Genomic DNA, 12,004 nt, shown 5'->3' with positions numbered 1-12,004 from the left:
CATACAAGGCCTGCCAGGCTCACGTGAGTCTGCTGAGACGTTGACTAGCCCCTGTTCCCGGATCAAAATCCGCAGTTAGCTTGAATTTATCTACCTTGGGCGACCCCGTGAATAGAACCCTACGCTTGCAACGAGTTAGAGCGCTGATGGCGACGCCCACAGCTCCATTGCTCAGATTGGCCCTGCTGGGCGTCGGCCTGGTGCTGGTGCTCCTGCCTGGCGTGCTTCTGATGCAGGAGCTGCTGCACGTCGGCATGCAGGAAGACGCGATGATCGGACTGCGTCACCTGCGCAACATGCTCGAGGGCAGGGGATTCGTATACAACCGCGGCGAATCGGCACTCGGCGCGACAAATCCGCTTTTCTGGATCTTCTCGTTCCTTGCCATCAAGCCATTCTACTTGGCAAGTCCGTCCATTGACGTGTTGGTGGCGCACTACTATTTCTGCGGTTTTGCGCTGCTGGCAGCGGCCATCGCCTTTGCAATGGCCGCGCCCTCGCCGACTCGCACTGTGTCGGTTGCTGCCATGGCGCTCCTGAGCGTCCTGTTCTTCTGGCCCCTGCGCTTCCTCTATCTGGGGCTTGAAGGGCCGTTCATGCTCTTATGTGTTGGCGTTCTTGGCCTGCTGGCTGTCCGATCTGTGGGCACGCGGGACGGTCTGCTCGCAACACTGGTTGGCTTCCTGTCATGGAACCGGCCGGAAATTGCACTCATTCTGATTCCTGCAGTCCTTTTCTATGCACTGTTGATGTCGGATAAGTCGAGCCGTATCCGGGTCTCCGTCGGCTACCTGGCAGGCGCAGTGGCATTCCCGCTGATGCTGAAGCTGGTATCCGGCGCGTACATCGTGGGCACAGTGCAGGCGAAGGCATATTTCGGCAATCCCAGTCCACCGTTCGATCTTGATTTCTTCGTGCAGCGGATCATCTATCTCGACTCGTTCATCGGTCTTGGTGGCGGGGTGACGGTGCTTCTGCTGGTGGGCATTTTTGCTTCTGCAATCATCGGCATCCTCGATTTTCTGCAGAGCGATCGCAAGCAGATGCCGTGGGTTCGAGGCGTTTACCCCGCGTTCGTCGCGGGATACTCGTGTTTCGTCCTGTTCATTCCTTCTCTGTGGGAATGGTATGTAACTTTCTGGCTTTCCTTCGCGCTGGTCCAGTATGGCGTTCTCATCAGTCGAGGAATCAATTGCTGCTTCTCAGTACTGCGTGGCAATGTAGGCACAGCCGTGCTGGGCGTCACAGTCGTGCTGTTGTCTACGAGCTGGTTGATGGGGCACCGACTCGCGACCCAGCGCACGGAGATCGTCGGTTGGATTACCCAGGACGCGGGTTTCCGTGGCCGCTTGTCCAAGGAACTGAACGAGCGTTGGCATGCTCACTCGGTCTGGATGGAGGCTGCTGGCTGGCAGGGTTATTTCAACAATGCGCGCATCTTCGATGAAGTCGGGCTGGTGGATGATGAAACACAACCGCTGGCACAGAAGTATGGCTGCGCGTATTTCGTTTCTGCGCTCAAGGAGTTGCGGCCACAATTCGTCATCAAAAGGCAGTTCGAGATGGATCGGAACGTGATGCTGACGCCTCCGCGCAGTTGCCCGAACGCGCCTCTCTTCTCGAATGATGCGGATCGGCTCTGGTTTGATTCCAACTATGAGGCCGTGGAGCACTACGGAACGCCTGCTCCCGGCTACTTTGGAGAGTATTCATTCCTCGTCCTCTACCGTAGCCGCAACAAGTAGCGGATACCTGCCCCCGGTTGGCGTCCGATGACTGCAGGGCAGCGGAGGCACAGCTTCCGCTGCGCCTCCAGGGACGACGATCCGACACTAGTTGATCGCTGTACCCAGCTCGTCTGTCTGCGCAGGGATCGATGCCCTTGCCACTGCCTCCGCTGGGATGGTCCCTTCAAGCATGACGGGACAAGTCGCGGGGGGGGGGGGGGCAGATGCAAGATGAATGATTGCGCAGGACAACGGCAGGCTGGGTGCTCCAGCTATTCTCCTGCCTATTGCGCTGCATGGGTGGGATATTCCTCCCATGCAGCGGGCAGCACTGCCGGCAACGTGTCAGCCAGCGTCCGGCGCTCTCAGCCGCGGCGGCGCCCTGGCACCGCCGACTTCTTGAAGACAAAGTGCGAATCAAGCCTGTACTTCACCGCGTAGCCGATGCTCAGGCCAATGACTCCTCCAACATACCTCATGGCGTCTCCTTCGAACATGAAGTGGAAGGCAGCTTCGGTCCCCCAGAAAATCAGCGTCGTCGCCAGTCCCATAACTACATAAAGGGTGAATGTCTTCGCTTCTTGGGAGGCGCTCTCTGAGCTATGGCCGAAGATGAAGTGCTTGTCGAGGAAGTATTTGCACAACAGGCCCGTTGCGGTTCCAAGCACGACAGACGCCGGCACCGAATATGGTCCCTGATACAGAAGGACAGCCAAGGCTTGGGTGCCGATGTTGACCAGAATGGAGGCGGCCGCAAAGCTCGAGTAGGTAAAGATCAACCGTGATCTGCTCAAAGCTTGATCCTGCGGAAAATGAACTCTGGGATATTCTTGATGATCAACATTACGGTCCACCAGAAGCCAGGCAGGTAAGCCACGGATTTGCGCTTTCCAAGTGCCTTGAGAATACCGTTGGCCACCTGTTCCGGTGTCGCCCAGAGTGCGCCCTTCTTGAACGCGGCTGTCATTGGTGTATCCACGAATCCAGGCTTGATGACCAATACATTGACCCCGCTCGCGTGCAGGCGCTGGCCAAGCCCGCTCAGATAGGTAGTAACGGCGGCTTTTGCACTGCCGTACAGGTAGTTGCTGGCGCGACCGCGATCGCCCGCCACCGAGGAGATCACGGCCAGAGTAGCGCCACGCTGTAGGCGCTGTGCAAGTGCAGCAGCAAGAGCGATCGACGAGGTGGCATTTGTGGCGAACTCGTGTAGTGTCAGGTCCACAGAGGCATCGCAGGCGGCCTGGTCCGGCAGAGTGCCGTGGGCGATCAGAACGGTATCGATTTCCCCCAGCGCTGCCCATGCGTTGTCCAGCAGTCCGCCGTGTGCGGCCACATCGTTCACGTCCAGAACCCCGGTCTCCACACGCTGGGCGCCGCGCACGCGCAAGTCGGCGGCAATGGCATCAAGCTTCCCGGCGCTGCGGCCGACCAGATAGAGCGCCGCGGCACGTCCGGCGTATTGGCGTGCTACCGCCTCGGCGATGGCCGATGTCGCGCCGATGATCAGGATCTTCTGCATGGTTACTCCATCACCCGACGCCAGAAGCCGGATGAGAATCGAGGGTCGATGAAATGGGAGAATTGTTCCCAGGCCGGATAGGCCTGGCGGAACAGGGCCCCGGACATGCGTGCGTCCTTGGCCGGATACACCGCGCCACCTGCGTCGCTGACGATGCGATCGAGGCGCTCCAACATCGTTAGCAGGCCCGGGCCGTCATTGGGGAAATCGAGGGCCAGGGTTGTGCCTGGACGCGGGAAGGAAAGCATCCCCGGCGACTGGATGTCGCCAAACTCCTTGAGAACAGCTAGGAACGAGCCGCGACCGCTGCGAGCGATTTCGGCCAGCAAGGCTGCTGTCGCATCGCGAGCGTGCGCAGGCGGCAACACGCACTGGTGCTGCAGGAAGCCTCGCGGTCCGTACATGCGGTTCCAGTGGTTGATGCCGTCCAATGGATAAAAATAGCTCTGGTAATGCGATACATGGCGTGCCCGATGCGCGGGCTGGCGCCAGTAGTACAGCGTGTTGAATGGACGCAGGGTAAGGCCGTTGACCAACGAGACCGGGGGGACCAACGGCATGCTGCGTCGTGGGGCTGAACTGGGCGTGGCCGCTTGAGCGTCGCCGGGTGCGTGGTCGCCGCGAAGGAAATGGCCACGGCCGAGGTTGCACCCTTTGGCAAGGCAATCGATCCAGGCCACCGTGTACTCATAGCCTGCAGCAGAATCCCGAGAAAGCTCGAAGAATTCATCAAGACTACCGAATCGGATCGACTCGGTTTCGATCCATGGGCCGGGTACCCGGCGAAGCTGCAGTTCGGCCCAGGTAATGAATCCGGTCAGGCCCAATCCCCCTGCGGTGGCCGCGAATAGTCCACTACGGTCAGCTGGCGTGAGTTGCTGGCGCGAACCATCGCTGCGTAGCAGCTCCAGGCGCAGCACATGATGGCAGAAGGTCCCGGCGCGGTGGTGGTTCTTGCCGTGCACGTCATTGCCAATGGCGCCGCCAACGGTTGCGTAGCGTGTACCCGGGGTCACGGGCAGGAACCAGCCACGTGGCAGTGCGATATCCAGTATGGAGGCCAAGGTTACGCCGGATTCGCAGCGCACGATGCCGGTAGCGGGATCAAAATCGATGAATCGGTCCAGTCCGCGGCTGGTCAGCAGCGTGGCATCCGGGTTCAGGCAACTGTCGCCATAACTGCGGCCATTGCCGTGAGGCAGCACCGAGCCCCCATCGACAGGCAATGGCAGCGGAACGTCGCGGTCGAAAACTGGCACTATCCGCTGATTGACTCGCGGATAGCGCCCCCAGGATTGGCCGGCCGGTGCACTCATATTGCGATCAGGACGATGAGCAGGCACAAGCCGATCACGATTTGACTACTACGGTCTGTCGCAGCGAATACGATGGGATCGTCATGCATGTCGCCACGGTGAGAGACGATCCACATGCGGCTGATCCAATACAACAGGATCGGACAAAGGAGCCATAGCAGTTTCGGGCTGGTGTACAGCTCCAGGCTTTCGGGGCTGTTGATGTACAGCGCGAATACCAACACGCCAATATAACCCGCGGCGGCTCCCAATGATTGCACCAGCGGCAGGTCGGCCACAGAGTAGCCACGGCCGATGGCCACTTCCTTGCCACTGGCCAGCGCCGAAGCCAGTTCCGTATAGCGCTTGAGCATTGCCAGGCTGAGGAACACGAACATCGAGAAAGCCAACAGCCAGAACGAGAGTTCAGAGCTGATCGCCACTGCGCCGCCGATGATACGCACGGTGTACAGCGCCGCCAGCATCACGACGTCAATCATCACAATGCGCTTGAGCTTGAGGGAGTAGCTCAGTGTCATTGCGTAATAGCACAGCAACACGCCGGCGAAGGCTGGGCTGCAGGCCAGGGCGAGTGCGAATCCGGCCAGCGTGATCAGCGGGGCTGCCAGCAGCCCGTGCAGCAATGGCAGCGTCCCGGCGGCAAATGGCCGCCGGCGCTTGCGCGGATGCATACGGTCGGGAGTCAAGTCCAGCAGGTCGTTGAGCAGGTAGACGCCTGACGCGCACAGGCCGAATGCCAGAAAGGCCACTCCGGCATCGACGACCGAGCCGATGTCGAAGAAGCGGTGGGCAGTCAGCAAGGGCACCAGCACCAGTAGGTTCTTCAGCCACTGATAGACGCGAAGGGCCTTGATCCAGGTAAGCAGGCCTCCGTTCTGAGACGGCAGGTGGGCCAGGACTTCCGTCCGCGTGCTTGCCGCGCGGACCAGCCCGTTGCCATTGTTGACAACAATGGCTCCTCCGGCGTGTGCCCAGACCTTCAGGTCGACCTGGCCGTTGCCCATATAGTCGAAGCCGCGTTCACCGAAGCGCTCCGCCAATGCCTGCCCTTTGTTGGTACCGGACAGGTTGGTGTACCCATCGCTGGCCATGACCTCTTCGAACAGGTCCAGATGGTCGGCAATGGGTTGGACCAACAGCCGGTCCGACGCCGTACACAGTACGCGCGGCCGTTGCGTGGTGGTGCGTAGAATTTCCAGGACCCGCTCGTCATAAGGCAAAGTTGCTGCGGGCAATTGCACGCGCGAGGCCAGTTGGCGCTTCACATACGCCTTGCCTTTCAACAGCCAGAAGGGAACCAGGAAGACATACAGTGGATTGTGCGCCAACAGTGCCAACAAGGACTCGTAGAGGATGTCGGAACGCAGTAGGGTTCCATCAAGATCCACGCAAAGCGGTCGATTGGAAGCCGTCACAGAGGAAAGCCCCGGTTCATAGCCGCATTGTTCTGTCGCATTTTCATGCCTTTCATGGTTACCGGTGACGAGGCGAATGATAGATGATGGCAACCTCGGTAATCGCTATCGAGATTCAGGCGCGAGGCTCGCGGTACGCCAGCTGCCGCTCATGTGCTTTACGGGGGCGTTCAGCCCAGTCGTCGGGCTCATCCGTCCGAACGATAGGCAATTATCCGTGATCCTGCGCCAGGAGGAGCGGGAGGGGCCGCCGGTCGGCTGTGCAGGAACGGAGTGTCTGATCCAGACAGCTGCCCCGACAACCCGGTTACGCACCGGGTTGCCATTGGATGGGTCTGGTCCCCCGGCAGTTGATAGCGTACTTGCCGGGAGTGAGGCTTACAGCGCCGCTTCCAGCTCCGGCAGGATCGCAAACAGATCCCCCACCAGACCGATATCGGCGATCTCGAAGATCGGCGCATCGCCGTCCTTGTTGATCGCCACGATCGTGCCGGCATCCTTGATGCCGGTCAGATGCTGGATGGCACCACTGATGCCGACGGCCACGTACAGTTCCGGCGCGATGATCTTGCCGGTCTGGCCGACCTGCAGGTCGCTGGGCACGTAGCCGGCATCAACGGCGGCACGCGAGGCACCGACGGCGGCGCCGAGCTTGTCGGCCAGCTGGAAGATGACCTTGAAGTTCTCTTCCGAACCGACACCACGGCCGCCGGAAACCACGCGCTTGGCGGCCTGCAGGTCCGGACGGTCGCTGGCACCGGCGGCGAGGCCGACGAAGCGGGTGTGGGTTGGCAGAGCAGCATCGACGCTGGCCGCTTCGATGGCGGCGCTGCCACCCTGGGCGGCTTCCGGCCACGACGCGGCACGGACGGTGGCGATCACGATCTGGTCGGCCGGTGCTTCCACGGTGATGATTGCGTTGCCGGCGTAGATCGGGCGCTTGAAGGTATGGCTGCCTACAACGCTCATCAGGTCGGAGACCTGGTTGACACCGAGCAGGGCGGCCACGCACGGCATCAGGTCCTTGCCGAAGGTAGTCGACGGGCCGAACACGTGGCTGTAACCCTTGGCCAGCTGCGCGATCTGCGGCGCCAGCACCTGGGCAATGGCCTGCGCGTTGGCCGCGTTGGCCACGGTCAGGACCTTGGCGACGCCGGCGATTTTCGTGGCTTCAGTGGCCACGGCGGCCGGATCGGCGGCCAGCACCAGCACGTCGATGCTGGCATCGCTGATGGCGGCAGCGGCGCTGACGGTCTTGGCGGTGGCGGCGTTGAGCTTGCCGTCGTGGTGCTCGGCGATGACGAGAATCCTGCTCATTACAGCAACCCCTTCTGCTTGAGTGCGGCAACCAGTTCGGCCGCGTCCTTGACCATCACACCCTTGCTGCGCTTGGACGGCGCGGCGTACTGGGTGGTCTTGAAGGTGTCGGCGGCTTCAACGCCGAGGTCGGCCAGCTGCAGGCTCTCCAGCGGCTTGGCCTTGGCCTTCATGATGTCCGGCAGCTTGATGAAGCGCGGCTCGTTCAGGCGCAGGTCGGTGGTGACCACGGCCGGCAGGTCCACTTCCAGCGTTTCCAGGCCGGCGTCGACTTCACGGGTCACCGTGGCCTTGCCATTGGCGATCTCGAGCTTGCTGGCGAAGGTCGCCTGCGGGCGGCCCCACAGCGTGGCCAGCATCTGGCCGGTCTGGTTGGCGTCGTCGTCGATGGCCTGCTTGCCCAGGATCACCAGGTCCGGCTGTTCCTTTTCGATCAGCTTGAGCAGGGTGCGGGCGGCGGTCAGCGGCTGGATGGCCTGGTCGGTGACCACGTGAATCGCGCGGTTGGCACCCATGGCCAGGCCGTTGCGCAGATGCGCCTGGGCGTCGGCCGGGGCGATGGTGGCGACCACGACTTCGCTGGCGATGCCCTTGTCGCGCAGGCGCAGGGCTTCTTCCAGGGCGATTTCATCGAAGGGGTTGGGGGACAGCTTGACGCCGTCGGTGACCACGCCGGAACCGTCCGGCTTGACCTGAATGCGGACGTTGTAGTCCACCACGCGCTTGTACGCGACGAGGATTTTCATCTGGTACGGGGTCCTTCAATAACGGGGAGAACGTCCGGTCCTCGCACAGCAACCGGTTCGGGGGTGGGATCCCGATTCTAGCTGGCTTGGGGTGACCATGCGAATGCGTATGGTTTTGCTGCGACGCAGCGGCACGCGGGTTCCACTGGCGCCGTTCGCTGCCTGCAAGCAGTCGTGAAGGCGCCCCCGATGTATGCTTTCCCGCTACCCAGGCGCGTCAGTGCCCGGGTGAAATCTGAACAGGAGATCAGTTAGTGCCCACATGGCTTGTCACCGGCGGCGCCGGATTCATTGGCGGTAACTTCGTTCTCGAGGCCGTGGCCCGTGGCATCAAGGTCATCAACCTTGATGCGCTGACCTACGCCGGCAACCTGAAGACCCTGTCCAACCTGGAAGGCAACTCCAACCACGTGTTCGTGGAAGGCGACATCGGCGACCGTGAACTGGTGGCCGGCCTGCTGGCCGAACACCAGCCGGATGCCGTGCTGAATTTTGCGGCCGAGAGCCACGTGGACCGCTCCATCGACGGCCCGGGCGCCTTTATCCAGACCAATGTGGTGGGCACCCTGGGCCTGCTGGAAGCCGTGCGCGACTACTGGAAGGCGCTGCCGGCCGGTCAGGGCGCGGCCTTCCGCTTCCTGCACGTATCCACCGACGAGGTGTACGGCACCCTGGGCGAAACCGGAAAGTTCAGCGAAACCACCCCGTACGCCCCGAATTCGCCGTACTCGGCGTCCAAGGCGGCCTCGGACCACCTGGTGCGTGCGTTCCACCACACCTACGGGCTGCCGGTACTGACCACCAATTGCTCGAACAATTACGGCCCGTACCACTTCCCGGAGAAGCTCATTCCGCTGGTGATCGCCAAGGCGCTGGCCGGTGAGCCGCTGCCGGTGTACGGCGATGGCAAGCAGGTGCGTGACTGGCTGTTCGTGTCCGACCACTGCGAAGCGATCCGCACCGTGCTGGCCAAGGGCCAGGTCGGCGAGACCTACAACGTCGGTGGCAATTCGGAAAAGCAGAACATCGAGGTGGTGCAGGCGATCTGTGCGTTGCTGGACCAGCGTCGTCCGCGTGAGGATGGCCAGCCGCGCAGCAGCCAGATCACCTATGTGACCGACCGCCCCGGCCATGACCGTCGCTACGCCATCGATGCCTCCAAGCTGAAGAATGACCTGGGCTGGGAACCGGCCTATACCTTCGAGCAGGGCATCACCTTCACCGTCGACTGGTACCTGGACAACCAGGCGTGGGTCAACGGCGTGCTCGACGGCAGTTACCGCCTGCAGCGCATCGGCACCGCGGCCTGAACCAAGGACACGACATGACGCAACGCAAGGGCATCATTCTCGCCGGTGGCTCCGGCACCCGCCTGTACCCGATCACCAAGGGCGTCAGCAAGCAGCTGCTGCCGGTGTATGACAAGCCGATGATCTACTACCCGCTCAGCGTGCTGATGCTGGCGGGCATCCGCGAGGTGCTGATCATCAATACCCCGCACGAGCAGTCGTTGTTCCAGCAGTTGCTGGGCGACGGTTCGCAGTGGGGCATGGACATCCAGTACGCGGTGCAGCCGAGTCCGGATGGCCTGGCCCAGGCTTACCTGATCGGACGCGACTTCGTCGCCGGCAAGCCGAGCTGCTTGGTGCTGGGTGACAACATCTTTCACGGCCACGGCCTGCGCGAAGTGCTCAAGGGCGCCGACGAACGCGTGGACGGCTCGACCGTGTTCGGCTACTGGGTCAATGATCCGGAACGTTATGGCGTGGCCGAGTTCGACCAGAGCGGCAAGGTGATCGACCTAGTGGAGAAACCGGAAAAGCCGCGCTCCAATTATGCGGTGACCGGCCTGTACTTCTATGACGGCAAGGCCAGCGATTATGCGGCCGAACTGAAACCGTCGCCGCGTGGCGAACTGGAGATCACCGATCTCAACAAGCGCTACCTGGCCGAAGGCAACCTGCACCTGGAGGCCCTTGGCCGTGGCTATGCGTGGCTGGATACGGGTACCCACCAATCGCTGCTGGAAGCGTCCAACTTCATCGAGACCATCCAGACCCGTCAGGGCCTGCAGGTCTGCTGTCCCGAGGAAATCGCGTTCGGCAAGGGCTGGATCAACGCTGGACAGTTGGAAGCTCTGGCCGCACCGTTGATCAAGAACAGCTACGGTGAATACCTGCATAAACTCGCCGTGCGTGGAGTCGTTCCATGAAAGTGATTGAAACCAGGTTGACCGGCTGCGTGGTGATCGAGCCGGCGGTGTTCGGCGATGCCCGCGGCTATTTCTTCGAAACCTGGAATGCCGAGCGCTTCGTCGCGCTGGGCCTGCCGGACCGTTTCGTACAGAGCAACGTCTCGACCTCTGCGCAGGGCGTGCTGCGTGGCCTGCACTACCAGTGGCCGCGTCCGCAGGGCAAGCTGGTCAGTGTGCTCGAAGGCGAGGTCTACGACGTGGCCGTGGATATCCGTCGCGGTTCGCCGACCTTCGGCCAGTGGGAAGCGGTGGTGCTGAGCGCGGAAAACAAGAGGCAGTTCTGGATTCCGGAAGGCTTCGCGCACGGCTTTGCCGTGCTGTCCGAGCGCGCGGTGTTCAGCTATCTGTGCACCGAGGTCTACCTCAAGGACTTTGATGCCGGCGTGCGTTGGAACGATGCCGACATCGCCATTGACTGGCCGATCAGCGCACCGACCTTGTCGGCCAAGGACGAGAACGCCCCGTTCCTGAAAGACATTGCTGAAGACCGCCTGCCGGTCTACGTGCCATGACCGTGCTGGTGTTCGGTGGCAGCGGCCAGGTCGGCCAGGAGCTGCTGCGCGTGCTGGTGCCGCTGGGGTCGGTGGTCGCGACCACCCGCAGCGGCCAGTTGCCCGACGGTAGTGCCTGCGAAGTGGCCGATTTCGGCCAGCCCGACAGCCTGCCGGCATTGCTGGACCGCGTGCAGCCGTCGCTGGTGGTCAATGCGGCCGCTTACACCGCCGTTGACCGCGCAGAACAGGACGTTGATGCCGCCTTCGCTGCCAACGCGCAGGCGCCGGGCGTGATCGCGCGCTGGTGTGCGGCGCACGGCGTGCCGTTCGTGCATTACTCCACCGACTATGTGTTCGATGGCCAGGGCAGCGCGCCCTACCGCGAGGACGAGCCGACCGCACCACTGGGCGTGTATGGCACCAGCAAGCGCGATGGTGAGGACGCGGTGCGTGCGGCCGGTGGCCGCCATCTGATCTTCCGGACGGCGTGGGTGTACGCCTCGCACGGCGCGAACTTCCTGCGCACCATGCTGCGGGTGGGCGCCGAGCGCGATGCGTTGCGGGTAGTGGCCGACCAGATCGGTACCCCGACGCCGGCCGCGCTGATCGCCGATGTCACCTTGCAGGCGTTGCAGCATCCGGGCCAGCTGTCCGGGACCTGGCACCTGACCGCCAGCGGCCAGACCAGCTGGCATGGGTTCGCCGAGGCGATCTTCGCCGAAGCGTTGGCCACCGGCGTAGTGGCCAAGGCGCCGACGGTCGAGCCGATTCCCAGTTCCGAGTATCCGACCCCGGCCAAGCGCCCGGCCTGGTCGGTGCTGGACAACCGCAAGCTGCAGCAGGACTTGGGCACTCCTCTCCCGGATTGGCATGAAGGACTGGCCATTGTGATGAATGAAATCAAACGCATGCCGGATGAAACCGCTGGGGACGGGGCCTCCAGGACGAACTAGACTGGTTTCCCGCCGGCAGTGCAGACACCTTTCCGGACACTTTCATTAAGCGGACAGGAGGGGGAGGCTGGGCACGCAGGCTAGAATGCGCCGATCGTCTTGAAGGAAACGCGTGACATGTGTGGAATCGTGGGTGCAATCGCCGATCGCGACGTGGTACCGGTGCTGATCGAGGGCCTGAAGCGGCTTGAGTACCGTGGTTACGATTCCTCGGGTATCGCGGTGATCGACCACGCCGAACGGCCCGAGGTGCGCCGCGT

Annotated in this window: 11 protein-coding genes; 5 read left to right on the top strand and 6 right to left on the bottom strand. The window is 62.3% G+C overall.

Features of this window, described 5'->3' with window-relative positions; translation table 11 throughout:
* Positions 1-146 precede the first annotated feature (146 nt).
* Positions 147-1,745, top strand: a complete 1,599-nt coding sequence (locus ABH900_RS15355) for a hypothetical protein (RefSeq protein WP_429623978.1) — start codon at positions 147-149, stop codon at positions 1,743-1,745.
* Between the two features lie 347 nt (positions 1,746-2,092).
* On the opposite strand, the gene ABH900_RS15350 is transcribed toward ABH900_RS15355, so the two are convergent.
* From ABH900_RS15350 to ABH900_RS15325, 6 genes are all read right to left on the bottom strand, one after another.
* Positions 2,093-2,506 (bottom strand): GtrA family protein, encoded by a 414-nt coding sequence (locus tag ABH900_RS15350; RefSeq protein ID WP_429623977.1) that lies wholly within the window; start codon positions 2,504-2,506, stop codon positions 2,093-2,095.
* A gap of 11 nt (positions 2,507-2,517) precedes the next feature.
* Complete coding sequence (locus tag ABH900_RS15345; protein ID WP_429623975.1) at positions 2,518-3,249, bottom strand: SDR family oxidoreductase; 732 nt, start codon at positions 3,247-3,249, stop codon at positions 2,518-2,520.
* Positions 3,250-3,251: 2 nt separating this feature from the next.
* On the bottom strand, positions 3,252-4,565 hold the full coding sequence (locus ABH900_RS15340) for an FAD-binding oxidoreductase (RefSeq protein ID WP_429623974.1): 1,314 nt from the start codon (positions 4,563-4,565) through the stop codon (positions 3,252-3,254).
* Entirely contained in the window at positions 4,562-5,953 is a 1,392-nt protein-coding gene (locus tag ABH900_RS15335) for a UbiA family prenyltransferase (RefSeq protein WP_429623972.1), read from the bottom strand. The genes ABH900_RS15340 and ABH900_RS15335 overlap by 4 nt, the downstream gene beginning before the upstream one ends.
* 405 nt (positions 5,954-6,358) lie before the next feature.
* Positions 6,359-7,297, bottom strand: a complete 939-nt coding sequence (locus tag ABH900_RS15330) for an electron transfer flavoprotein subunit alpha/FixB family protein (RefSeq protein WP_429623971.1) — start codon at positions 7,295-7,297, stop codon at positions 6,359-6,361.
* A complete protein-coding gene (locus ABH900_RS15325; protein ID WP_429623969.1) occupies positions 7,297-8,043 on the bottom strand; it encodes an electron transfer flavoprotein subunit beta/FixA family protein in 747 nt (248 codons plus the stop codon). Before ABH900_RS15325 ends, ABH900_RS15330 begins: the two co-directional genes overlap by 1 nt.
* Positions 8,044-8,297: 254 nt before the next feature.
* Here ABH900_RS15325 and rfbB point away from each other — a divergent pair, with 254 nt between their 5' ends.
* Genes rfbB through rfbD form a run of 4 tightly spaced genes read left to right on the top strand, consistent with a single transcriptional unit; the run spans position 8,298 to position 11,744 of the window.
* Complete coding sequence (gene rfbB / locus ABH900_RS15320) at positions 8,298-9,353, top strand: dTDP-glucose 4,6-dehydratase (RefSeq protein ID WP_429623968.1); 1,056 nt, start codon at positions 8,298-8,300, stop codon at positions 9,351-9,353.
* 14 nt (positions 9,354-9,367) lie between these two features.
* Positions 9,368-10,255: a glucose-1-phosphate thymidylyltransferase RfbA gene (gene rfbA, locus ABH900_RS15315; RefSeq protein WP_429623967.1), complete on the top strand. Its 888-nt coding sequence runs from the start codon at positions 9,368-9,370 to the stop codon at positions 10,253-10,255.
* A complete protein-coding gene (rfbC, locus tag ABH900_RS15310) occupies positions 10,252-10,809 on the top strand; it encodes a dTDP-4-dehydrorhamnose 3,5-epimerase (protein WP_429623965.1) in 558 nt (185 codons plus the stop codon). The genes rfbA and rfbC overlap by 4 nt, the downstream gene beginning before the upstream one ends.
* Positions 10,806-11,744: a dTDP-4-dehydrorhamnose reductase gene (gene rfbD / locus ABH900_RS15305; RefSeq protein WP_429623963.1), complete on the top strand. Its 939-nt coding sequence runs from the start codon at positions 10,806-10,808 to the stop codon at positions 11,742-11,744. The genes rfbC and rfbD overlap by 4 nt, the downstream gene beginning before the upstream one ends.
* Positions 11,745-12,004 lie beyond the last annotated feature (260 nt).

It is taken from the genome of Stenotrophomonas sp. AN71, assembly GCF_050435725.1.
Classification (GTDB): Bacteria; Pseudomonadota; Gammaproteobacteria; order Xanthomonadales; family Xanthomonadaceae; genus Stenotrophomonas.
This window is presented reverse-complemented; position numbering and strand designations above follow the sequence as displayed.

Bases quoted from the DNA above. Each gene is read 5' to 3' on its own strand.
- ABH900_RS15345 (WP_429623975.1), bottom strand. From the start codon at position 3,249: ATGCAGAAGATCCTGATCATCGGCGCGACATCGGCCATCGCCGAGGCG.
- ABH900_RS15340 (WP_429623974.1), bottom strand. From the start codon at position 4,565: ATGAGTGCACCGGCCGGCCAATCCTGGGGGCGCTATCCGCGAGTCAAT.
- rfbC (WP_429623965.1), top strand. From the start codon at position 10,252: ATGAAAGTGATTGAAACCAGGTTGACCGGCTGCGTGGTGATCGAGCCG.
- rfbD (WP_429623963.1), top strand. From the start codon at position 10,806: ATGACCGTGCTGGTGTTCGGTGGCAGCGGCCAGGTCGGCCAGGAGCTG.
- ABH900_RS15330 (WP_429623971.1), bottom strand. From the start codon at position 7,297: ATGAGCAGGATTCTCGTCATCGCCGAGCACCACGACGGCAAGCTCAAC.
- ABH900_RS15355 (WP_429623978.1), top strand. From the start codon at position 147: ATGGCGACGCCCACAGCTCCATTGCTCAGATTGGCCCTGCTGGGCGTC.
- rfbA (WP_429623967.1), top strand. From the start codon at position 9,368: ATGACGCAACGCAAGGGCATCATTCTCGCCGGTGGCTCCGGCACCCGC.
- ABH900_RS15325 (WP_429623969.1), bottom strand. From the start codon at position 8,043: ATGAAAATCCTCGTCGCGTACAAGCGCGTGGTGGACTACAACGTCCGC.